Genomic DNA, 21,638 nt, shown 5'->3' on the forward strand with positions numbered 1-21,638 from the left:
GTCTCTACACGCCTGTTTTTATTAAATGATGGGTGCCACCCCTGATTCGCCATTGGTATCCTAGGAGGAGAGGGGAGAATTTTTTATAAGTTGTAGCATAGGCGTCTCGCCTGTGCATTAAATATAATTTTATTTACCACAGAGACACGGAGTTCACAGAGAGAATTTCCTTCTCTAAAGGTTTTTATCGTAGCAAAGCTAGGGAGAGACAAGAGTGGTAAATATTTGTTTTGAGGCACCTAAAATATTCCTAATTGATGTGTCAAAAAGAACGTTGGTGAACGAACAGTAAAAGACCCTGCATAACGCAAGGCGAAGAAAGAGGAATGAACCACAAAGACACAAAGGACACAAAGAAAGAATTATTAACATATAAGCTAAATCGGCGCCTGTTAAATGGTGTTAAACAGGAGGTAATCGTTGAATGGAAAAACTAGCACAATACCGTCAAATTATACAAAAAACGTTACTTGAGCATGGTAAGCATAAATACGCTTACGGTGATGTTGAAGTACAAACTATTTTTGATACAGAGCGTGACCATTATCAAGTAGTTTACGTTGGTTGGGATGGTGAAAATTGGCTTCACAGTTGTATTTTACACGTTGATATCAAGGATGGTAAAATTTGGCTCCAGTGGAATGGAACCGAAGACGATATTGCCGCAGATTTTGTTGAGCAAGGAGTAAGTAGGGAGGATATTGTATTGGGATTTCATCCTCCCTATATGCGAAAGTTTACAAAATGTATCTAAACAAGCTGATAAAAAAATAGCTTTATCGATGCTAATAAATCCTAAAACTTCTTTAAAACAATTAAATAACTTATTTAACTTATTTGATGAAGCATCTGAATCATACTATGAAAAGCGTTCTGATTACAAAAAAGAGTATCAAAATGCGTGGGAGGTTTTATATAGTATCGATTATCACGTTAACTGGGGACAAGAACTGAAAAAAGAATGGCAAGAAGAAGCTCTTTAACCCATATGTACGTGCTGCGGCTTTATTAATGCACCAACAATTTAAAATAACTTAGTAAATAGGCACCTGTTAAATTTACAATTGTATATTAAACAGATAAAGTGATAAAAAATTATTACATGACTGGTGAATGCAAAAAAAGTTATAAGTTGAAAATGGTTTGCACTTAAGAATGTTGATTAGAAGATTTAAAACCGTATCTAAAAATTTGGTCATTGTAATAGCAAGAGTTCCAATCACAAATTGGTTTTCCAACTAATGTTTCCCATTTACGTAATGCTTCTTCTAACAATGGTTGAGTTTTTGCTGCATAGAAGTGATTATCTTGCCAATGTAAACTTAGCTGGTCTAATGTCCTCTCTACCCAAATATCTGTTGAAGTTTCAAAGCTAATGCTACTGTCTGTTGGTATTAACACTTCTTCATCTTCTTCTGATGGTTCCATTACCAAGCCAAAATAAAACGTAACTGCTTTTGGTATACGAAAAGATTTTGATATGTTTCCGTTTATTGTATTTTTTGGTTCTTCTATAGATACATGTAAGTCGCAGTCAATAAAAATTGTGGTAAATAAATACGTTTCTGGATTGCTTAAAGACAATTTTAGTTCTTGCAAAATCTGTGTACAACTTTTCCCTTGAATAAGTAAAACTTCTCCTTCTTGTACTTTTTCAACTTTGCCATTCAATTCAAAACTTATAGTATTATAACGAATCTCTATTGGTATACATAACTTCTCAAATGCCGATAAAAATACTTGAATTAGCTCATAAACATAATTATTTAAAAAAGGTATATATTGGTAATCAGGTACGCCTAATTCGATATCCCAAGAACCAGTTTCTTCTTTAAATCCAAATATGTCAGTTTTGTATACAATATCTCTAAATTGATTTTTCATTTTAGTATCTCACTAAAAATACTATTAACATTTCCATCTGCTGTACGCACCAAGAAGCTTCTTTTTAAAATGGTTTTATCACTTATCGTTTCTGGGTAAATTATCTCCAAGTAATCAATATTCCTTAATTGAGCATCGCTAGCGAAACGGTTACCTTTCATTTTACCATTAAGATATCTTTCGACTTCTGCCTGGTGTAAACCACCTGAACAAGCCATCGAGCCATCAAAAATAATGTCTCCATTTCCTTCCTTAGACTGCTTAATCTGATTATTAGCCTTATCTATCTGCTTATTAAGGCTACTTTTTGTAATCGGTTTTCCTGGTTCACGGAATTTTACATCTACTCTAGCAGTTTCAGCTTGCCCCGGAAATCGAACACGCAAATCAGGACTAAGAGGTTCATCAATTACTGGCACCTCACCTACTGGTGTTTCTGACGTAGGGCGAACTATTTCGACTTCATAACCTGTATCAGCATATCGCTCTGCGAGTCTTAGCTCTGCTTGAATATCATAGTTTCCTGTGCGTGCCTGATTAATTTTTTTGACCAACTCGCTATCTGGTAATCCTCGAACTCCTTTTTCTCTAAGGCGTTCCTCCCAAGTCTCAAAGTTGATTGCTTCATTGTTATCACGAGGAGGGTCTATGGGATGTTTGATTATAGGTCGCCCTGTCATTGGTTATTGTAGATTGTGCCTGCTTGTATTCATTTTTGTCTAATGGAGAAAATATTAACCTGTTACAGCGATTAAAAACGATTACGTTGTTAGAATTTCTGATTCAGTCTCCTGCAACATGGTAATCTGACAATGAAGGGGTATTGGCGCCCCTAGTCAGGAGTCGCAGCATATGAAGAAGCTGATTAATAAGCCTGAAGACTTTGTACGCGAGAGTCTAGAGGGAATGGCAATTGCCCATGAGGATTTAATAAAAGTTAATTTTGACCCGACGTATGTGTACCGCGCGGATGCACCAGTACAGGGTAAGGTGGCTATTATTTCTGGTGGGGGTAGTGGTCATGAACCGATGCATGGGGGATATGTAGGTATGGGTATGCTTGATGCTGCGTGTCCTGGTGAGGTTTTTACGTCCCCTACTCCTGACCAAATGTTGGAAGCTGCAAAACAAGTTGATGGCGGTGTCGGTATTATATATATAGTTAAAAATTATAGCGGTGATGTGATGAACTTCGAGATGGCTACTGAGATAGCTTACTCTGAAGGTATGCGCGTGCTTAATATTCTGATTGATGATGATGTCGCTGTTAAAGATAGCTTGTTTACTCAAGGGCGCCGAGGTGTTGGAACTACAATACTAGCTGAGAAGATTTGTGGTGCAGCGGCACAGCAAGGGTATAATTTACAGCAAGTTGCTGATTTGTGTCGCCGAGTTAGTTTGAATGGACGCAGTATGGGGATAGCGTTGTCTTCGTGTACTGTTCCTGTGCGGATGTCTCCAACTTTTAATTTAGGTGCCTCGGAAATGGAGGTAGGTATTGGTATTCACGGTGAACCTGGTAGAAAGCGTATAGATATATTACCAGCGAATGAGATAGCATCGATGTTAGCTTTGTCGATTCTCGATGATGGAGCGTATAAGCGGACTGTTCGCGAGTGGGATGTGGACAACGGTAAATGGGTTGACGTGGAATTGATTAGCCCACCTTTTAAAAAAGGCGATAAATTTTTAGCTTTTATTAATAGTATGGGTGGAACCCCTATTTCAGAACTTTATATTATCTATAGAAAGTTAGTTCAAATTTGTGATGGTAGGGATTTACATATCGTTCGCAGCTTGATTGGTCCCTATATTACCTCTTTAGAGATGCAAGGTTGCTCAATAACTTTACTTAAATTAGATGATGAGATGATTAAGTTGTGGGATGCTCCTGTAAAAACTCCGAGTTTTTGTTGGGGGGTTTAATCAAAATAGATAATTATAACCAGAAGGTCGAATGAATACTGAACAAGTTTTGCGGTGGTTGCAGCGATTTGCGACCAAAATTGAACAAAATAAAGAATATTTGACTGAATTAGATGCTGCTATTGGTGATGCTGACCACGGTATCAATATGGAACGTGGCTTTAAAAAGCTACTTGTTCAACTGCCTACTTACTCATCTAGAGATATTGGCAGTATCTTAAAAGCAGTGAGTATGACTCTAATTTCTAGTATTGGAGGCGCCAGTGGTCCATTGTATGGTACATTCTTTCTGCGTGCATCGGCTGCGGTTGCTGACAAGGATGAACTTGACGAGCGTGATATGTTAGACCTACTCAAAGCTGGTTTAGATGGAGTGATGGAGCGTGGTAAAACTCAGCTAGGTGATAAAACAATGCTTGATATACTTTATCCAGCAGTAACAACATATGAAAAAGCTGTAAATGAAGGTAAACTAATGCGCGTGGCAATGCAGCAAGCAATAGATAGAGCAGAACAAGCGCTTCAAGAGACTTCAATGCTGCAAGCTAAAAAAGGTCGTGCTAGTTATTTGGGTGAGCGTAGTGTTGGACATCAAGACCCAGGCGCCGCTTCATGTTTCTTAATGTTGAAGTGTCTTTGCGATAGTTTGTAAGAATAAAAGAATACTCGTTGTAAGGACTTCAGTCCTTATCTTATCCAAGCACTAAAGTGCTTATTACGAAGAACAGGAGTAAACGGCAAACAGTGGTTGGAATTGTCATTGTTTCTCACAGCAAGCAACTAGCTCTTGGTGTGCAGGAACTAGCAGCACAGATGGTTCAAGGTCAAGTTCCCCTGGCAGTTGCTGGTGGAGTAGACGATGCTGAAAACCCACTTGGTACTGATGTCATGCAAGTGCATCAAGCCATCGAAACTGTTTACAGCGATGCTGGTGTTGTTGTTCTAATGGATATGGGTAGCGCGCTGATGAGTGCGGAAATGGCGCTAGAGTTTTTATTACCAGAGCAACGCAATAACATCCGTCTTTGTGAAGCTCCACTCGTTGAAGGCGCCGTTGCTGCTGTTGTTTGTGCTGCTGCTGGTGGTAGCATTGAACAAGTTCTTGCTGAAGCGCGTGGTGCCTTAGCAGCTAAAGCTTCACAGTTAGGTATAAATGTACAGCCACAGCATATTGAAGAACCCTTAGAAACATTTTCCAAAGAATACACCAAAGAGATACACATAGCAGTCAGTAACCGTATGGGGCTACATGCTCGCCCTGCCGCCCAATTCGTTGCTACATCTTCGCGTTTTGAAGCGCAAATCAAAGTTAAAAATTTAACTAAAAATACTGGTTACGTGCGCGCGGATAGTATTAACCAAGTAGCAATGCTAGGGGTACGGCATGGACATGAACTAGCAATTTCTGCTACAGGCGCCGATGCTGATGCGGCAGTAGCTGCTTTACAAGCTTTGGTAGAAAATAACTTTGGTGAGGGTGATGCTCCACTCCATGAGTCACAAATTCACGCGACCCCTGATGAAACATTTATATCAACAGCGGCGCCAACGCTTCGAGGTATTCCCGCATCACCAGGTGTTGCTATCGCTCCTAGTTTACGTTATGCAATGGCGCCTTTAGTTCGCCATCAACTTCCAAACGTTCAATCACAGCAATATTATATAGACAACCCAGATGGGGAATGGGAATTTTTACAAAAAGCCCTTCGTGATGCAGCACAGGAAATTGAAGTACTACTATCCCAGACCTCAACCCAAATAGGTGATACAGAAGCAGCAATATTCGACGCGCACTTATTATTTTTAAACGACCCAGTTATTTTAGAAGCGCTGCAACATTATATATATGTCCGACGTATTAACGCTGCCTCATCATGGCAAGCTGTAGTTGAAGAACTTACTAATCAATATCGTACTCATTACGACTCTTACTTACGCTCACGCGCGGCTGATGTTATTGATGTAGGACAACGGGTATTAAGGTTATTACTTGGAACCGCAGCAGCACACCTCAACTTAACCCGACCATCCATTTTAATTGCCACTGACCTAACACCTTCAGATACTGCTCAGTTAGATACAAGCAAAGTATTAGGTATTTGTACGACAGCAGGCAGTGCTACATCGCACACAGCTATTATTGCCCGCAGTTTAGGAATTCCAGCAGTTGTAGGTGTTCCCGAAGGTATATTAAGAGTTGCAGATGGTACAAATATCGCGCTTAACGGTGGTACAGGAAACGTATGGGTAGAACCGAGTGTAGATATTATTAGAGCTATAGAAGCGCAACGCTCCGCATGGCAAAATTCAGAACAAAGAGCATTTCGCAACGCTCATAAAAATGCCATAACTACGGATGGGCGCCGGATAGTTGTATATGCCAATATAGGAGGAGTGGCAGATGCTCAAGTTGCAATAAGCATGGGAGCAGAAGGTGTTGGGTTATTGCGTACCGAATTTTTATATCTCGACCGTAAAACACCACCTAGCGAAGAAGAACAGTTAAGAGTTTATCAAGGTATCACCCAAGTATTAGAAACACGTCCTCTAATAATTCGCACCTTCGACATTGGAGGTGATAAACCAGTACCATATTTAAACTTACCATCAGAAAACAACCCATTTCTCGGATGGCGGGGAATAAGATTTTGTTTAGATAGAACAGAATTATTCAAAACTCAATTACGCGCAATATTGCGCGCGAGTGCTGAAGGTAATATAAAAGTTATGTTTCCAATGATTGCCACCATTGGAGAATTAAAAGCCGCAAAAGCCATTTTAATAGAAGTGCAAAACGAAATGCTACGAAAGGAAATTCCTTTTAACGATAAAATCAAAGTCGGAATAATGATAGAAGTACCATCAGCAGTAGCAATAGCTGACCAACTGGCGCCTCAAGTAGATTTTTTCAGCATTGGTACTAACGACCTAAGTCAATATGTTATGGCCTGCGACCGTACCAACCCGCAAGTAGCAAGTTTAGCCGACGCACTTCATCCAGCAGTACTAAGAATGGTACAACAAGCAGTAAAAGCAGCACATAAAGCCGGAATTGCCGTAAGCTTATGTGGTGAGCTTGGTTCAGACCCAATAGCCACACCTATATTAATAGGACTAGGACTAGATGATGTAAGCTTAAATCCTCAAGCCATTCCTCGCTGTAAAAAAGCAATTACCCAATTAAGCTTTATTGAAGCAGAAACCATAGCCTCCGAAGCACTAAAACAAGAATCAGCAGCAAAAGTTCGCGAACTACTCAGAACATTTAAATATTCCTAAAAGAGTAAAAAGTGCTGAGTGCTGAGTGCTGAGTATTTTGTAGCAGTGTTACCCAACATAATAAACATTAAGATAAACAAGAAATGAGTAGACATAAAAATATATGAAGGCTGAAGAATTTGATAAAAAATTCAATTCAGGTGAGGATATAATATCTTGTTTAGACATTAATACAATTCGTCGTCCTGGTCATGAGCAACAAGTAAATATCGATTTTCCCATATAGGTAATTGAAGCGCTAGACCGGGAAGCTACACAAATAGGTGTCACCAGACAATCAATAAGAAAAATATGGATTGCCGAGCGACTCAAACATCATTAAGGGACTTCCAAATTAAAAAACCTCCAAATTTTCTTGTGGAAAGGGCATCCTGCCCGTTCATTTAAAGAAGGCGGTTAAGGATGCCCACCCCACATTCCGGGAGAATTAAATTTTTGGAAGTCCCTAAGCAAACATAATTTAACTCCGCGTCTCGTAAGTAAGGTGCCTGACGCTACTACTTCTATACTCAGCACTCAACACTCAACACTCAGCACTCAGCACTCAACACTCAGCACTCAACACTCAGTACTCAGCACTTTCTACTCAGCACTATTACTAGGGACTACAGTCCAACCTGCTTTTAATAGTTTTTGGAAAGTTGCCAAACCTTTTGAACTTCCTGGTAAAGGATGGTCAGGTGCCGCAAATTGTGGAAACGTTGTATATGGGCGCCATCCTTGACTTGTTTCGGTTTGCAAGTGCAATATCTTTTCGGTCTCTTCACCATCTTTTGATAACCAGCACATACGTCCTTGCATGGCAAACTCCTTAATATATGTTTAATGCAAATTTTGATTCAATTAAAATAATATTTAAATACCGCTGATGAACTTAAAAACTAGAGTAGAGAACTAATCAGTTATGTTCATACAATATTATCTATCTTGTCTATATATGTGTGTATTTACAAATACGATTTTTCAGTTTAAAAATAAAGAAAGTATATAAAAATAAACCCGACTACAATTATGTACGCCAGGTTTATAAATATAGTGATAATAGCAAAAAACTACTTTCTAAGTTGATTTAAAGTATTAGTAATTTGCTGAGATAATTGCTCTTGACCTTGCTGTTTAAATAAATCTGCCGCACGCTCTAAATCGGCAATGGCGCCTTGTTTATCTCCTAATGCTGCACGTGCGTTGCCTCTATTGTTATACGCAGCAGCAAAATTTGGATTGATACGAATTGCTTCATCGTAGTCAGCAATGGCGCCGTTTCTATCACCTTGGGCGGCACGAGCATTTCCACGATTGTTAAAAGCTACTGAATACTGAGGGTTAAGTTCTAAAGCTTTATTGTAGTCAGCAATGGCGCTGTTTCTATCGCCTAATGCCGCACGCGCGTTTCCTCGATTGTTATAAGCATCCGCATAATTGACACTAATCCGAATCGCTTCGTTGTAATCTGAGATGGCAGCGTTATTATCACCTTGAGCAGCACGAACATTACCCCGGTAGTTATAAGCTTGAGCATCATTAGGGTTAATTTGCAGCGCTTGATTATAATCTGCTATGGCGCCTTCTTTATCACCTGAGTCAAACTTAGCTAAACCACGACTATTATATGCGGTTCCGGATTTGGGATTGAGTTTAATAGCTTGATTATAAGCAGCTATGGCGCCACGTAAATCACCTCTACTTTGTCGCTGTTGTCCTTGTGCAAAGAAGTCAGCAGCTTTAGTTGGTTTGAGGGGTGCTTTTTTTGGTGAAGCAACCCCAATTTCTGTTACTAACACATCATTATTTTGGCTACAAGAAGCGATTGTAGTGGCAATTAATCCTGTCAGGATAACTACAATACCTGTTTTGCCTGCCCTTGATGACTTTCGCTTAAACAACCACAAGTTCATATTTCGGTATAAAGAATGAGTAGATTATCCTGAGTAGTTGATTTCCCCCAACCCACCTAATAAAGAAGGCTAAGAATACAGAGTATAAATGCTTAATATCCTCGATATTGATATTCACCTTAGAGACATTATCGAATTTTAGTATTATTCGGCTTGAATTTAAATAAATATACTATAAATATTTAAACAATCTTTTTTGAAGTTGTAAGTGTTTAATTTGACATTGAAGTAAATACATTGTTAAACAAATCAAAAATCATCTTCACGTTTTTGAGGAGTTAGCCGTAAAGTTGCTGATTTCTCAATATCAACGTTTAGTTGTTCAAGGTTTTTACCTAAATCTTTTTGTATCTCTTTTGTAAGAGTTACAGGAAAATTTATATCTATACCTTGCTCCACTAGCTTGACAAGTTCACCAAAAGCAACTTTTACCGTAGTACGTTCGTAGTTGCTCAACTTAAACTCTGAGGTTTCAGATACATTTTGCGCTTGCATTGCTTTTTTGATACGCTCTTGCAAATGCTCATATTCTGAATGCAAAACCTTATATTGGTCTTCTATTTGCTTGTATCTTGCAGTTAAAGATACAATGTCATCCGTTAGTGGATTGGGACTTATTTCTTCATTTAATTCTAATAATGCTTGGTGAATCTGAGCAAGATAAATACAATCTAGATAAGCATACTCAATTTGTTCGTCGCTTAAAGGCCGTATTCCCCAGTCACTTGTTTGCTGCTCTTTGTCAATGTCGTCAAAATTACAAAGTTCGCTTGCCAAAGTTTGCAATTTATAATCCCGTAATGGCAATATATGATAGGGAATCTTTTTTGCCATTTCTAAAGTGCAGGTAACATTCTTTGCGTTTTTGCTACCACCAAGATACTTTAGGTCATAGCTCGCATTGTGAAATACTTTTTCAATCGCAGGATTTATCATAATGCGACTAATAAAATCTGCTACAGCATCAGGTTGTTCGAGTACGTCCAAAAGAAATACCCTCTCACCACTCATATCTTCAGGGTCATCGAGAACCTGAATTAGTGATAATTTAGGAGTCTTGGTTCTAAAATCAGCAACTTCAGTATCTAACCACAGAATTTCTGCTTGAGCGCATTCTGCAATAAATTTACGGATTTCAGGTAAAGAGTTTATGTATGGCATTGGTTAAGGGACAAGTTATGTCTTTAGTTGGATAAATTATAGTAGCGCCAATGTGAATTATAATCTTGCCACTATTAGCACGCGCTTACAAATAATCCTAACTGCTTTGTAACTTTGCAAAGAATGCTAGATGTTATAGCAAAAAGCCCACCTAATTTTTAATAAATTTGGCAGGTTGGATAAATATTAAAACCTTGTAGAGACGCGATTAATCGCGTCTCTACCATTAATGTTGGGAGTATATATATTTACCATAGAGGCGCAGAGGGCACAGAGATAATAGTTGTCAGTTTTTAGGAAGCATTACCTGTACTAATTTGAGTTGACTCAAGTGACACTAAAATTTCTGTCACAAATGTTCTTTAGTAAAAAAGTTCTTTAAAGTATTTTAGTACTAACTTATTCTGTAGAAGTATCCGAATTGCTGAGTAATCTAAAATTATGCCCAGGTGCTGCATTAGGGAATACTTTATATCGCTTGTTTGCTTAACCAAGCTACCCAATCAAACAGGCGCCTCCAGATTATCTTATCCAGTTGAGTTCATAGATAATATAATAGTACATAAGTTTCCAAAATATTAAATGGGTGGCGCCGTTACCCGGAGTGAGATTTTATGACACCTCAACAAGTTGCTGAAGTAACTCAAGACTTAGTAAATGATTTAGATTCCGAGTGGCAACCCCCAATGCCACCTACCGATTTAATATTTGATGATGGAGAGCCATTGGAAACTACTCGCCACCGTGTTGCAATGAATGCATTAATTCGTTCTTTTCGGCATCACTTTGCAGGACGAAATAACTTTTTTGTTGGCGGCAACATGTTTATTTACTATAGCAGTCAACAAGTCAAGAACAAGGACTTTAAAGGCCCTGACTTTTTTGTAGTGTTGGATGTGCCACCAGACCCAGCGCGTTTAGGTTGGGTAGTTTGGGAGGAGAACGGACGTTATCCAGATATGATTGTCGAGTTACTTTCTGACACAACAGAAGTTCTAGACCTTGAAACCAAAAAAGACTTGTACGAAAAAGTATTTAAAACCAAAGACTATTTTGTCTTCCATCCTTTTAAAGTTAACTCACTACAAGGATGGCGCCTGGATAGTTACAAAGGCTATCAACCAATCGAAGAAAACCCACAGGGGTGGGTATGGTGCGAGAGTTTGAAGCTTTGGTTAGGAACCTGGCAAGGAAAGATTGAAGATGATAATGCAGTTTGGCTAAGGTTTTACGACGAGGCTGGAAATTTGGTGTTGTTACCAGAGGAAGCCGAAAAGCAACGTGCGGATGCTGAACAACAACGTGCGGATGCTGAACAACAACGTGCGGATGCTGAACAACAACGTGCTGAGGCTGAACGACAACGCGCGGATGCTGAACAACAACGTGCTGAGGCTGAACGACAACGCGCGGATGCTGAACAACAACGCGCGGATGATGAACAACAACGCGCTGAGGCTGAACGACAACGCGCTGAGGCTGAACGGCAAGCAAGGTTAAACGCAGTATCTCAGTTGTTACAAATGGGATTGAGCATTGAACAAGTTGCCCAGACTCTATCACTATCTGTAGAAGAGGTGCAACAAATGAGTAACCGCTAGTTGGCTATTTCATATTTCAGTTGGGTTTATATTGCATTTGTAGAGACGTTACATGTAACGTCTCTACGGTTTAAATATTAAAGGTAGATTTTTTACAATTGTGGGGGCATTACAACCTTTTTGGCTAGACCTAAACTCTTTAAGGCTTTAATGCTCCACCAGGTGACATCAATTTCCCACCAACGAAACCCTGCTTTCGCAACGTTTGGATAAGCGTGGTGGTTGTTGTGCCATCCTTCACCGTAGGTTAATACTGATACCCACCATAAGTTACGCGCGTTATCGTCGGCATCATCAAAAGTGCGATATCCCCAAGTGTGTGTTGCTGAGTTTACAAACCAAGTCGAGTGCCATAATACTACGGCTCTTACAAACACTCCGTAAATTACGAAAGACCAACCACCGATTAAATATAGTGCTAATGTTAAGGGAATTTGTAATAACAAGAAATTACGGTCAAGCCATTGATAGAAAGGTTGACGTGCTAAGTCAGGCGCCGCTTTAGTATAAATTTCACGGCTAAAAAATTCTGGACGTGGGTAGAATAGCCACATCATGTGACTCCACCAAAATCCTTTTTTCGCAGAATATGGGTCTTTTTCAATGTCTTCTGTATGGGCATGGTGCAGACGGTGACCGCTTACCCAGAACATTGGCCCTCCTTGTAGTGCTAAGGCGCCGATGGTCGCAATTATATATTCTAACCATTTGGGTACTTGAAAGCTTCGATGCGTTAATAGTCGGTGATATCCCAAACAAATACCAATACTGCCAAACAACCAGTGTAGAAATATTGCTGTAAATAGTGCTGGCCAGGAGAAGAACCAGGGAGCTAGTAATGCTAGTCCGTGAAATGCTGCGAAGAATAGTACGTATGTAATACTTGGCGTGGCGGATTTTCTATCCTGTAGGACGGTGGGAGATGATGTTGTCATAAAATTTTTTTTGGTAGGTTATGTAGCAATTTACTCTCGAAGTTTTGCGCTTTAGGCTACAGTGGAGATGTGCAAGTGCTACTTACATTTTTATCCTAACAATGCTTTGGAATTTTTGCAAGTGGTACTTGCATATTTTGAGGAATATTTCTAGGAGAAGCACTAAAGTGCTTAGTACGAGCAAATTTATCTATAATGCGATAGTTTATGGTGTCTCAAACTAGTTCTACCCGTCGGCGGATTGTGCAAGCAGCACTTGAATTGTTTGTTACTCAAGGAGTAACGAATACTACGACTCGGCAAATAGCTGAGTTAGCGGAAGTCAATGAGGTGACGCTTTTTCGGCAGTTTGGGAATAAGCACGGGCTAGTTTTGGCGTTAATTGAGGAATCCGGCGCCTTTAAAAGTTTGGGAGAATCGCTTGTACTGTCCACAAGTCCTTCTGAGGATACTTACCAAGTTCTTAGAGAATATGTAAATAAAGTGTTACTTGCATTGGAGCGTGTGCCAGAGTTGATACGGTCGTTGGTGGGGGAGGCAAGTCAGTACCCTATCGAAAATCGTCGCGCGTTGGGACGAGGGTTAGCGCACGTGAATCAAACTATGGGACAGTATTTAGCTAGTGTAATCGAGCAAGAAAATTTAAGTACTAATTTATCACCCCAAACTATTGCTTGTTTACTCAATGTAGTTATTTTGGGATATGCCGTTACAAAATTTACTATCACAACTGAGCAAAGTGAACTTTGGGAGCGAGACACATTTATAGATAATGCGGTAAACCTATTTCTAAATGGCGCCATGTCTACATCAACTACTTCTGTAAATAGTGTTGAGATGAGTATTGTCAAGACTAACTCGAATTCTCTTTCTCAGGGTAGAGAAGTTACAGACCTACCAGCGAATGTAGTTCACCAAATTTTACAGCAAGCTAAAAAAACAGGATTACAGGATTATGCTTTGGCATATGTACTATTTGCAGCAGGTTTATCTGTTGATGAAATAGTCAGCTTGCAACGCGTGCATGAAATTTATGATACGAGCGCGCACATACTCCAAATCACAACTCAAGAATCTACCCGTCAAGTACCTATTAATCAATGGATAATGAGTAAACGCTATGGTTCCTACAATAATAATCCTTTAACTAAATGGCTGAAGAGTCGTAAAGACAATGGAACTGCAATATTTTTAAATGAAACCGGGGCGCCTATATCACAGTCAGATATACAACAACGTTGGGAAAAATGGACTAGCGCGATTTTAACACCTGAAGGGGCGCCTTTAATTAATCAAGCGCAGCAAACTTGGCGCATTGAAATGCTCATGCGGGGTATGAGTTTAGAAAACTTGAGTATTTTAACAGGTTGTACCATCACACAATTACAACCACTCGCGCGAAGGGCAAAAGAAAAAGCTGCCATAGAACAAGCTACTCGTCTAGATCAAAAATAGGCAACAGATGCAACAGATGTAACGGATGCTGCCATAAACTATCCGTTACATCCGTTATATCCGTTGCAAGCTTTGCACCGTTGAAATTACTTGCTGCGCTACCGTATCAATTTCTTCTGCGGTATTAAATCTTCCTATTCCAAATCTTATTGACGCATAAGCCAACTTTTCTGAGTGTCCCAATGCCGTGAGAACATGAGAAGGCGCCGTTGTTGTTGATGAACATGCTGAACCGGAAGATACTGCCATTATAGATTGCAGTCCTAAAAGTAAGGCGGCGCCATCGACTCCTTCAATGCTTATGTTGAGATTACCTGCTAGTCGTTGAGTAGGATGTCCGTTTAAATGAATTCCTTCTAGTTTTGAGAATGGTTCCCATAGTTGGTTGCGTAATTGGGTGAGGCGCCTATTTTCTTGTTCTTGTTCACGATTAGCTATTTCTATGGCTTTCCCAAATCCTACTATTTGTGGTGTATATAAAGTACCACTACGCATTCCCCGTTCGTGTCCACCACCGTGTTGCTGTGCTGCTAGTTTAACGCGCGGGTTGCGGCGCCGGACATATAAGGCGCCGATTCCTTTGGGACCGTAGACTTTGTGTGCGGTTAATGACATTAAGTCAATTTTGGAAGTTTGTACGTCAAGGGGTATTTTACCAATTGCTTGGGCTGCGTCGGTATGGAAGATAATATCCTGTGCGCGGCATATTTTACCTATTTCTGCTAATGGCTGGATGACTCCTATTTCATTATTTGCTGCCATTATTGAGACTAATATTGTGTCGGGACGTGTGGCTTTTTCTAGTTCGTCTAAGTTAATTAGTCCGTCTTTTTGAACTGGTAATATGGTAATTTCAAATCCAAGTGTTTCTAAATATTTACATGGGTCTAGTACTGCGTTGTGTTCTGTGGCAACTGTTATAATATGTTGCCCTTTTTGGAAGTAAGCTTCGGCTACTCCTTTTATTGCTAAGTTGTTTGCTTCGGTGGCGCCGCTTGTAAAGATGATTTCTTCTGGTGATGTGTTTATTGTTTTGGCTAAAATATCGCGCGTTTGTTTTACTGCTGCTTCTGCTTCCCAACCATATTGATGGTTGATGCTGGATGGGTTGCCGAAGTGTTCGGTGAAGTAGGGTATCATGGCTTCTACTACACGTTTGTCAACTGGTGTTGTGGCATGGTTGTCTAGGTAGATAGGGCGGTACATTTTAGGTTTTTATAATGCGATTATGGTATTTCTATATTATCGCTTCGATTGATACATCTATGTAACGAACCGCAAAGGACAAAAAGGACGCAAAGGAAGAAGGAAGAGGGAAGAGAGTTATGTATACTTACTTTTTGGTAACTACTTTACTTTGACAGTATTTGCTTTTATTATCGGTTTCGGCTATCTCTAGAAAATGTTAAGAGGATTGTATGGGAACCGTCGCTATTATTTATTTTTCAGGTAGTGGTCATACACATTTGATGGCTGAAGCTGTTGCTGAAGGTGCCAGTCAAGTTGATGGAACAACTGTTGAGTTACTACGAATTACAGGTACACAAATACAAGAAGGTCGCTGGAAAGATGATGCGACGTTGGCTAAGTTAAATGGCGCCGATGCTATTATATTTGGTTCACCAACTTATATGGGAGGTGTAGCAGCACAATTTAAAGCTTTTGTTGATGCGGCAAGTTCTATTTGGTTTCAACAAGGTTGGAAAGATAAACTCGCTGCTGGTTTTACACATTCTAGTTCGCCAAGTGGTGACAAACAAGGCACTTTATTGTACATGACAATTAATGCTGCACAACACAGTATGACATGGATTAATCCTGGTGAATTATCTAGTTTCCTTTTAGGCAAAGATGACGGTATTAACCGCTTAGGTTCATATTTAGGAGTAATGGGACAAAGCGTATTAGATATGAGTGGTAAACCTGCTGAACTCGACCCAGGTGATAGGTTAACAGCACACAAACTTGGGACGCGCGTGGCTGAAATGGTGCAGCGCTTTAAATAGGTAGGGTGCGTGAAAGCCATTACAAACAAAAAATCAAACGCAAGCTAATTGTGCTTTCACGTACTAAAATCTGTTCCAGCAATATTAACAACTGCTTGCGGCACCGCATGATTAATTAACCACGAGTATATTATGTTTCTCTTTAATGGTATAGTGAAGGTTGTAGTGTAAAGTTTACGTATAATTTTTAACAATGTAAAAAAAACTATATGTTGCTTCATCTCAGAAATGATTGTTGGATAAGAAATTTGGCTTTACTAAATCACAATATGATGGATATTTTTTGAAATTAACCCTGATTTATATTGCTATTATGCAAACCCATCCATTCTACAAGTATCAGGTAGGCGGTAGTCTCCCTCCGGATGCTCCTAGTTATGTTTATCGACAAGCAGATGACGAGTTATATACTGTCTTATGTCAGAAACAGTTTTGTTATGTTCTGGATGCTCGACAGATGGGGAAATCTAGCTTGCGTGTAAGGACGATGCGTCGTTTGCAACGTGAGGGGATTCATACTGCTGTAATTGATATGACTAGCATTGGTAGTCAACAGTTGACACCAGAACAATGGTATGCATCAATTATTAAAATTTTAGCTAACAATTTTGAGCTAAGTCTGAATGTACGCTCTTGGTGGCAGGAGCGCTCACATCTTTCTTTGGTGAAGCGGTTAAGCGACTTCCTCGAAGAAGTTTTATTAACAGAAATTACGCAAAATATTGTTATTTTTATTGATGAAATTGACAGTGTACTAGGGTTAAAATTTTCTGTTGATGATTTTTTTGCCCTGCTCCGCACCTGCTACAACAAACGGGCAGAACAGGCTATTTACAATCGTTTAACCTTTGGCTTGTTTGGTGTTGCTACGCCTGGTCTGTTAATTAGCGATAAAAGTCGCACGCCTTTTAATATAGGACATGCCATCCAATTAAAGGGGTTCAAGTTTCAGGAAGCTCTACCTTTGCTGCGAGGGTTAAAAGGTCAAGTACCTCAACCGGAAGCCCTGCTACAGCAAATTTTAGACTGGACGGCAGGACAGCCGTTTTTAACCCAGAAGTTGTGTCAATTAGCACTCAACGCTAAACATGATAGCTTGAGCGCGGGTAACGAAGCTTTATGGGTGGAGGAGTTAGTGAGATCGCGGATCGTTTATCAATGGGAAATCTATGATGAACCAGAACACTTGCGAACTATATCGACACGCTTGCTGAGAAACGAACAACGGGCTGGGCGACTATTAGGACTTTATCAGCAAATTTTAGGGAATGGGGAACGCCCAGATTTAACACCTGTTATTTCCCCATCTTCAAAAGTCCTCATTGATAACAGTCATGAACAAATCGAATTGTTGCTGTCAGGGCTGGTAGTTAAAGTGGATGGCTGCCTAACCGTTCGCAACAAAATCTACGCCGCCATTTTTGACTTAGAGTGGGTAGGGCGCCAATTAGTAAAACGTCGTCCATATACTGAATCCTTGAATGCGTGGTTAAATACCAACTGTGTTGATGAGTCGCGGTTGTTACGCGGGCAAGCTTTGCACGATGCACAGATATGGGCGCAAGATAAAAGTTTAATTGACCAAGACTATCAATTTCTAGCTGCTAGCGAAAAATTAGCACAGCGGCAAATCCAGCAAGCTTTGGAGTTAGCACGGGCAGAAGAAGTAACTGCACGATTAATTCAGGAGAAACAGACAGCCAAATTGCAACGGTACTTGTTGGCTATTCTTAGTTTAGCTTCGCTCGTAATATCGGGATTGGGATTAACGGCGTTTTGGCAATATCGGGTTGCCAAACTAAGTGAAATTAAAGCAATTTCCCGTGCCTCAGAAGCTTTGTTTGCCTCACATCATGGGTTAGATGCTTTAGTGGCAGCAATTGAGGCAAGACAACGACTGTTGGCTTTGGGAAGTAAGGATGCTGATACGGTTGCTGCCGTTGAATCTGCTCTCCGGCAGGCAGCCTACGGTATAGTTGAGTACAACCGCTTGTCAGGACATCAAGCTAGTGTTTACAGTGTGGCTATAAGTCCAGATGGGCTTCGGCTTGCCTCTGCTAGTCAAGATGGTACAGTCAAACTTTGGACGGCTAAGGGTAAATTGCTACATACCCTCAGAGGACATCGTGATTGGGTTACATCTGTTGTATTTAGCCCAGACGGTCAAACTATCGTCTCTTGCAGTAAAGATAAAACTTTAAAACTGTGGCAACGAGATGGGCACCTAATTCGCACCATACAAGCACACCAAAGCATCTGGAAAATTGCTTTGAGTAAGAACGGACAGTTTCTTGCGACTGGTAGCTGGCAGGGTCAGGCTAAAATTTGGAGATTAGATGGTCATTTGGTAAGCACATTGGAATTAAATAGCCCGGTTTGGGCGGTTGCGTTTAGCCCCGATGGTCAGCAACTTGCAACTGGGGACGCAGACAAAACTGTTAAACTATGGTCATTAGATGGAAAGTTGCTGAAAACGCTAAGGGGACATCGGGATCGCATTCATACTATCGCCTTTAGTCCTGATGGTCAGCTAATTGCTTCCGGTAGCAAAGATAATACCGTCAAACTTTGGAGGCGGGATGGTAAACTCATCTATACCTATCGGGGGCATAGCGATGAAATTTGGCATATTGCCTTTAGCCCAGATAGCCAAAGAATTGCCTCTACTAGTTCGGATCGAAGCATTCAAATTTGGCAGCGAGATGGAACATTGCTGAAGACTCTAGATGATTATGGCGGTAGGGTATTTGAAGTTGCTTTTAGTCCCGATGGAAAATGGTTAGCCTCCACTAACAGCGATGCGACTATTAAGTTTTGGCAGCTAGAGAGTCAATTACTTACTCACCTAGTAGGACATAGTGATTGGGCAGTAAAAGTGACCTTTAGCCCAGATGGTCAACTTCTAGCTTCCACAAGTGCTGATAAGACAGTCAAGCTATGGAAACCTCAAGGGCAGCTAGTAAAAACCTTTAAAGGGCATTATAGTACTACGGTTCCTGTTATTTTCAGCCCCAACGGCAAGCTAATTGCTTCAGCCACAGAAGATAATGGCATTATCAAACTTTGGCAACCAGATGGTAAGGTAATAGCAACTCTGCCAGGGAAAGAGGAGGCCAAAAAAGGGCATCAAGCCGGGATATTTGATTTAGCCTTCAGTCCGGATGGTCAAATTCTAGCCTCGGCTAGTTTTGACAAGACTGTAAAACTTTGGCGCCCCAATGGTATCTTACTTTCCACTCTCATAGGTCATCAAAAGGAAGTCGTTACCGTCGCATTTAGCCCCAACGGTCATATTTTAGCAACTGGCAGTTGGGACGGCACAATTAAATTTTGGCGACGGGATGGTAGTCTCCTACGCACCATCGGTTCTGAACAAGCAAATGTACAAGCAAATGTAAATGATGTTACCTTTAGCCCTGATGGTAAATTGCTAGCTGCTGCTTATCAAGACAACACTATTAAACTTTGGACTTTAGATGGCAAACTGCTGCGTACACTTACAGGGCATCGTGCAGATGTGACTGCCCTTGCTTTTAGTCCAGATGGTCAGCTTATTGCTTCAGCTAGTCGCGACACTACAATTAAAATTTGGCACACAGACGGCACCAATCTAGCTACACTCAATGCTCATACTAATACTATTAGTGGTATAAGTTTTAGCGCGAATGGGCAGTTGCTTGCATCCGCAAGTTGGGATAAAACAGTGATTATTTGGGATTTAAACCGGGTGATAGATGTAGATAAGATAATGACATTCGGGTGTCATTTGGTGAAGGACTATTTACGTACAAATGCAGATAGGAAAGAAAGCGATTATCTTTGCCAAAATTCTCCGTAACCACTTTTTAGTCACTTTCAAACGGCACCCACATTCCTTAATATCATTAATATCATTCCCAACTAATGCCACGCACTAAACGCTCACGAAAATATTGTCGATACAACTCACATCGGGGCGCCACTTCATTGCCGTTCAAACGCACGAGTCCCATGCTATACAGCTTAAACACTTCCATCGAATATAACCGTATAGGACTCGTTGCTTCTACCACCGTCCTCAAGGCATCAACAAGTTGAGGTTGCTGTTCCAATTGTCTTAAATGTCTACGCAGATGATTACTGTATAATCCGGTTTCTGTGGTTGCTGATTGCAATAGCTGTTTAAGGGTTATGTCTTGGTTAGCTATACGATATAATGCCACCCTTAGTAAATAGGGATGTCCACCAACCATTGCCATTAACTTTTCGACCTCAACTGGATGCCATTGCAGTCCATGACGATAAGCTAAATCTAATACCTGCTCTGGTTGAAACTCTTGCAATTCAACAGGCAAACCGAAATTAAGCGGCGATTGATGAATCTGTAGCGCCGTATAGGCTTCGATAGAATGAACCAGTACAAGTCGCATTTTTGCAACTACTGGCAGATTTTTCGCTTCCTCGTACCAGCTTCGCACGAAGGCAAAAAAATCATCCGCAATTTCTGGATATTGGAACAAAGAATCGGCTTCATCCAGTGCCAGCACCAATGGTTTTTCACTCTGGGCAAGAAGATAATTATTAAAGTAGTCACGACAACTCATTTTACTGCCAAACAAATCGTCCCAATAGTCCGCTAACTTATTCGGTAATTGTAATTCTCGACCTACGTTGACGCAAAACCAGCGGAGAAATTGATCCGTATCTTTCCAAATCTTGCGATCACCAAGCTGAAAATTTAAACATACAGTGTTACATCCCTGAGATTGAGCATAATGAAGAATTCTTGTCATCAATGAAGTTTTACCCATCTGACGTGGTGCTTTGATACGGATTAGGCAACCGGGTTGCAAAATGTTTTGGAAACAAAATGATTCAATCGGTGGACGATAAATATAAAATTTTGAGCCTAGCTTGACTTGTCCATCTGGTAACTCTAAATCTTGCAGTATTGGAATCGAGGGTGATGGGAGTTCGAGCGCATCACTAGTTAAGAGCATTTTGTTACGTTCGAGGGCAGCACGAAATGTCTTTTTGGTAACTCGTTCTTTTAATACTATTGAGACTAATTCCCACAATTCAGCACCAACCATTTTGATATGAATATCAGAACAGTAGCAGCTTTGAGCAATTTCTTCATATTTTTGTCCCAGCCAAGCACCACGAAAAATAGTGGTTTGCAGCGTAGTTAAGTGTTTGCCAGTTTTGGTATAAATTAATTTATCAGTATTAATTAGCGCTGCTTCTACATTCATTTTTGAGTCAGGGTTCAGGTAAAGCACGTTGTTTTATAGAAGTTGTAGATAATTATCTATCGTTAACATAAGTAAAATGAATACTAGTATGAGCGTAGAATGTTAGGACAAGAAAACATCAATGTTAGCGATATAACTTCATGCTTCATACCTAACCATACTTTTTGCTACTTGTGCCAGTTGCTTAAGTGACCACTTGACCACATGACACTCAAAGTGATGTGAATATTGCTGTTGAAGCATATTGATGTCTTTCTGTAGG

17 protein-coding genes are annotated in these 21,638 nt (G+C 40.3%); 9 read left to right on the forward strand and 8 right to left on the reverse strand.

Annotation, left to right across the window (positions count from 1 at the left end):
• Positions 1–424 precede the first annotated feature (424 nt).
• Entirely contained in the window at positions 425–754 is a 330-nt protein-coding gene (locus AC2JBO_RS16325; protein WP_496954705.1) for a XisI protein, read from the forward strand.
• Between the two features lie 28 nt (positions 755–782).
• Positions 783–983, forward strand: a complete 201-nt coding sequence (locus tag AC2JBO_RS16330; RefSeq protein ID WP_496954706.1) for a hypothetical protein — start codon at positions 783–785, stop codon at positions 981–983.
• A 166-nt stretch (positions 984–1,149) separates the two neighbouring features.
• Here the strand turns inward: AC2JBO_RS16330 and AC2JBO_RS16335 are convergent, their stop codons facing one another.
• Both AC2JBO_RS16335 and AC2JBO_RS16340 read right to left on the reverse strand, forming a co-directional pair.
• Positions 1,150–1,884 carry a hypothetical protein gene (locus AC2JBO_RS16335; protein WP_496954707.1) on the reverse strand — a complete coding sequence of 245 codons (735 nt, stop codon included), beginning with the start codon at positions 1,882–1,884 and terminating at the stop codon, positions 1,150–1,152.
• The gene (locus tag AC2JBO_RS16340) at positions 1,881–2,564 is read right to left on the reverse strand and encodes a hypothetical protein (protein ID WP_496954708.1); all 684 of its coding nucleotides are present in this window, start codon (positions 2,562–2,564) and stop codon (positions 1,881–1,883) included. Before AC2JBO_RS16340 ends, AC2JBO_RS16335 begins: the two co-directional genes overlap by 4 nt.
• A gap of 172 nt (positions 2,565–2,736) precedes the next feature.
• On the opposite strand from AC2JBO_RS16340, the gene dhaK reads away from it, so the two are divergent.
• From dhaK to ptsP, 3 genes are all read left to right on the forward strand, one after another.
• Positions 2,737–3,810, forward strand: a complete 1,074-nt coding sequence (dhaK, locus tag AC2JBO_RS16345) for a dihydroxyacetone kinase subunit DhaK (protein ID WP_496954709.1) — start codon at positions 2,737–2,739, stop codon at positions 3,808–3,810.
• Between the two features lie 31 nt (positions 3,811–3,841).
• Positions 3,842–4,462, forward strand: coding sequence for a dihydroxyacetone kinase subunit DhaL (gene dhaL / locus AC2JBO_RS16350; RefSeq protein ID WP_496954710.1), 621 nt, complete (start codon positions 3,842–3,844; stop codon positions 4,460–4,462).
• A gap of 92 nt (positions 4,463–4,554) precedes the next feature.
• Positions 4,555–7,089: a phosphoenolpyruvate--protein phosphotransferase gene (gene ptsP / locus AC2JBO_RS16355; protein ID WP_496954711.1), complete on the forward strand. Its 2,535-nt coding sequence runs from the start codon at positions 4,555–4,557 to the stop codon at positions 7,087–7,089.
• A gap of 582 nt (positions 7,090–7,671) precedes the next feature.
• Here ptsP and AC2JBO_RS16360 read toward each other — a convergent pair.
• From AC2JBO_RS16360 to AC2JBO_RS16370, 3 genes are all read right to left on the reverse strand, one after another.
• Positions 7,672–7,890 carry a hypothetical protein gene (locus AC2JBO_RS16360; protein WP_496954712.1) on the reverse strand — a complete coding sequence of 73 codons (219 nt, stop codon included), beginning with the start codon at positions 7,888–7,890 and terminating at the stop codon, positions 7,672–7,674.
• 251 nt (positions 7,891–8,141) lie between these two features.
• The gene (locus AC2JBO_RS16365) at positions 8,142–8,984 is read right to left on the reverse strand and encodes a tetratricopeptide repeat protein (RefSeq protein ID WP_496954713.1); all 843 of its coding nucleotides are present in this window, start codon (positions 8,982–8,984) and stop codon (positions 8,142–8,144) included.
• A gap of 249 nt (positions 8,985–9,233) precedes the next feature.
• Complete coding sequence (locus tag AC2JBO_RS16370) at positions 9,234–10,145, reverse strand: ribonuclease D (RefSeq protein WP_496954714.1); 912 nt, start codon at positions 10,143–10,145, stop codon at positions 9,234–9,236.
• Positions 10,146–10,759: 614 nt separating this feature from the next.
• On the opposite strand from AC2JBO_RS16370, the gene AC2JBO_RS16375 reads away from it, so the two are divergent.
• The gene (locus AC2JBO_RS16375; RefSeq protein ID WP_496954715.1) at positions 10,760–11,746 is read left to right on the forward strand and encodes a Uma2 family endonuclease; all 987 of its coding nucleotides are present in this window, start codon (positions 10,760–10,762) and stop codon (positions 11,744–11,746) included.
• A 92-nt stretch (positions 11,747–11,838) separates the two neighbouring features.
• Here the strand turns inward: AC2JBO_RS16375 and AC2JBO_RS16380 are convergent, their stop codons facing one another.
• Positions 11,839–12,681, reverse strand: a complete 843-nt coding sequence (locus AC2JBO_RS16380; protein WP_496954716.1) for an acyl-CoA desaturase — start codon at positions 12,679–12,681, stop codon at positions 11,839–11,841.
• 207 nt (positions 12,682–12,888) lie between these two features.
• Here AC2JBO_RS16380 and AC2JBO_RS16385 point away from each other — a divergent pair, with 207 nt between their 5' ends.
• Complete coding sequence (locus AC2JBO_RS16385; protein ID WP_496954717.1) at positions 12,889–14,136, forward strand: TetR family transcriptional regulator; 1,248 nt, start codon at positions 12,889–12,891, stop codon at positions 14,134–14,136.
• A gap of 54 nt (positions 14,137–14,190) precedes the next feature.
• Here AC2JBO_RS16385 and AC2JBO_RS16390 read toward each other — a convergent pair whose 3' ends face one another.
• A complete protein-coding gene (locus tag AC2JBO_RS16390) occupies positions 14,191–15,342 on the reverse strand; it encodes an IscS subfamily cysteine desulfurase (RefSeq protein ID WP_496954718.1) in 1,152 nt (383 codons plus the stop codon).
• A gap of 212 nt (positions 15,343–15,554) precedes the next feature.
• Here AC2JBO_RS16390 and AC2JBO_RS16395 point away from each other — a divergent pair, with 212 nt between their 5' ends.
• Together AC2JBO_RS16395 and AC2JBO_RS16400 are read left to right on the forward strand one after the other, a co-directional pair.
• Positions 15,555–16,142, forward strand: coding sequence for a flavodoxin family protein (locus tag AC2JBO_RS16395; RefSeq protein ID WP_496954719.1), 588 nt, complete (start codon positions 15,555–15,557; stop codon positions 16,140–16,142).
• Positions 16,143–16,455: 313 nt separating this feature from the next.
• Positions 16,456–19,980 (forward strand): WD40 domain-containing protein, encoded by a 3,525-nt coding sequence (locus tag AC2JBO_RS16400; RefSeq protein ID WP_496954720.1) that lies wholly within the window; start codon positions 16,456–16,458, stop codon positions 19,978–19,980.
• A gap of 52 nt (positions 19,981–20,032) precedes the next feature.
• Here AC2JBO_RS16400 and AC2JBO_RS16405 read toward each other — a convergent pair whose 3' ends face one another.
• Positions 20,033–21,376, reverse strand: coding sequence for an AAA-like domain-containing protein (locus tag AC2JBO_RS16405; RefSeq protein WP_496954721.1), 1,344 nt, complete (start codon positions 21,374–21,376; stop codon positions 20,033–20,035).
• Between the last annotated feature and the right edge of the window lie 262 nt (positions 21,377–21,638).

This window comes from Calothrix sp. CBUCES-K 9914, from assembly GCF_059640475.1.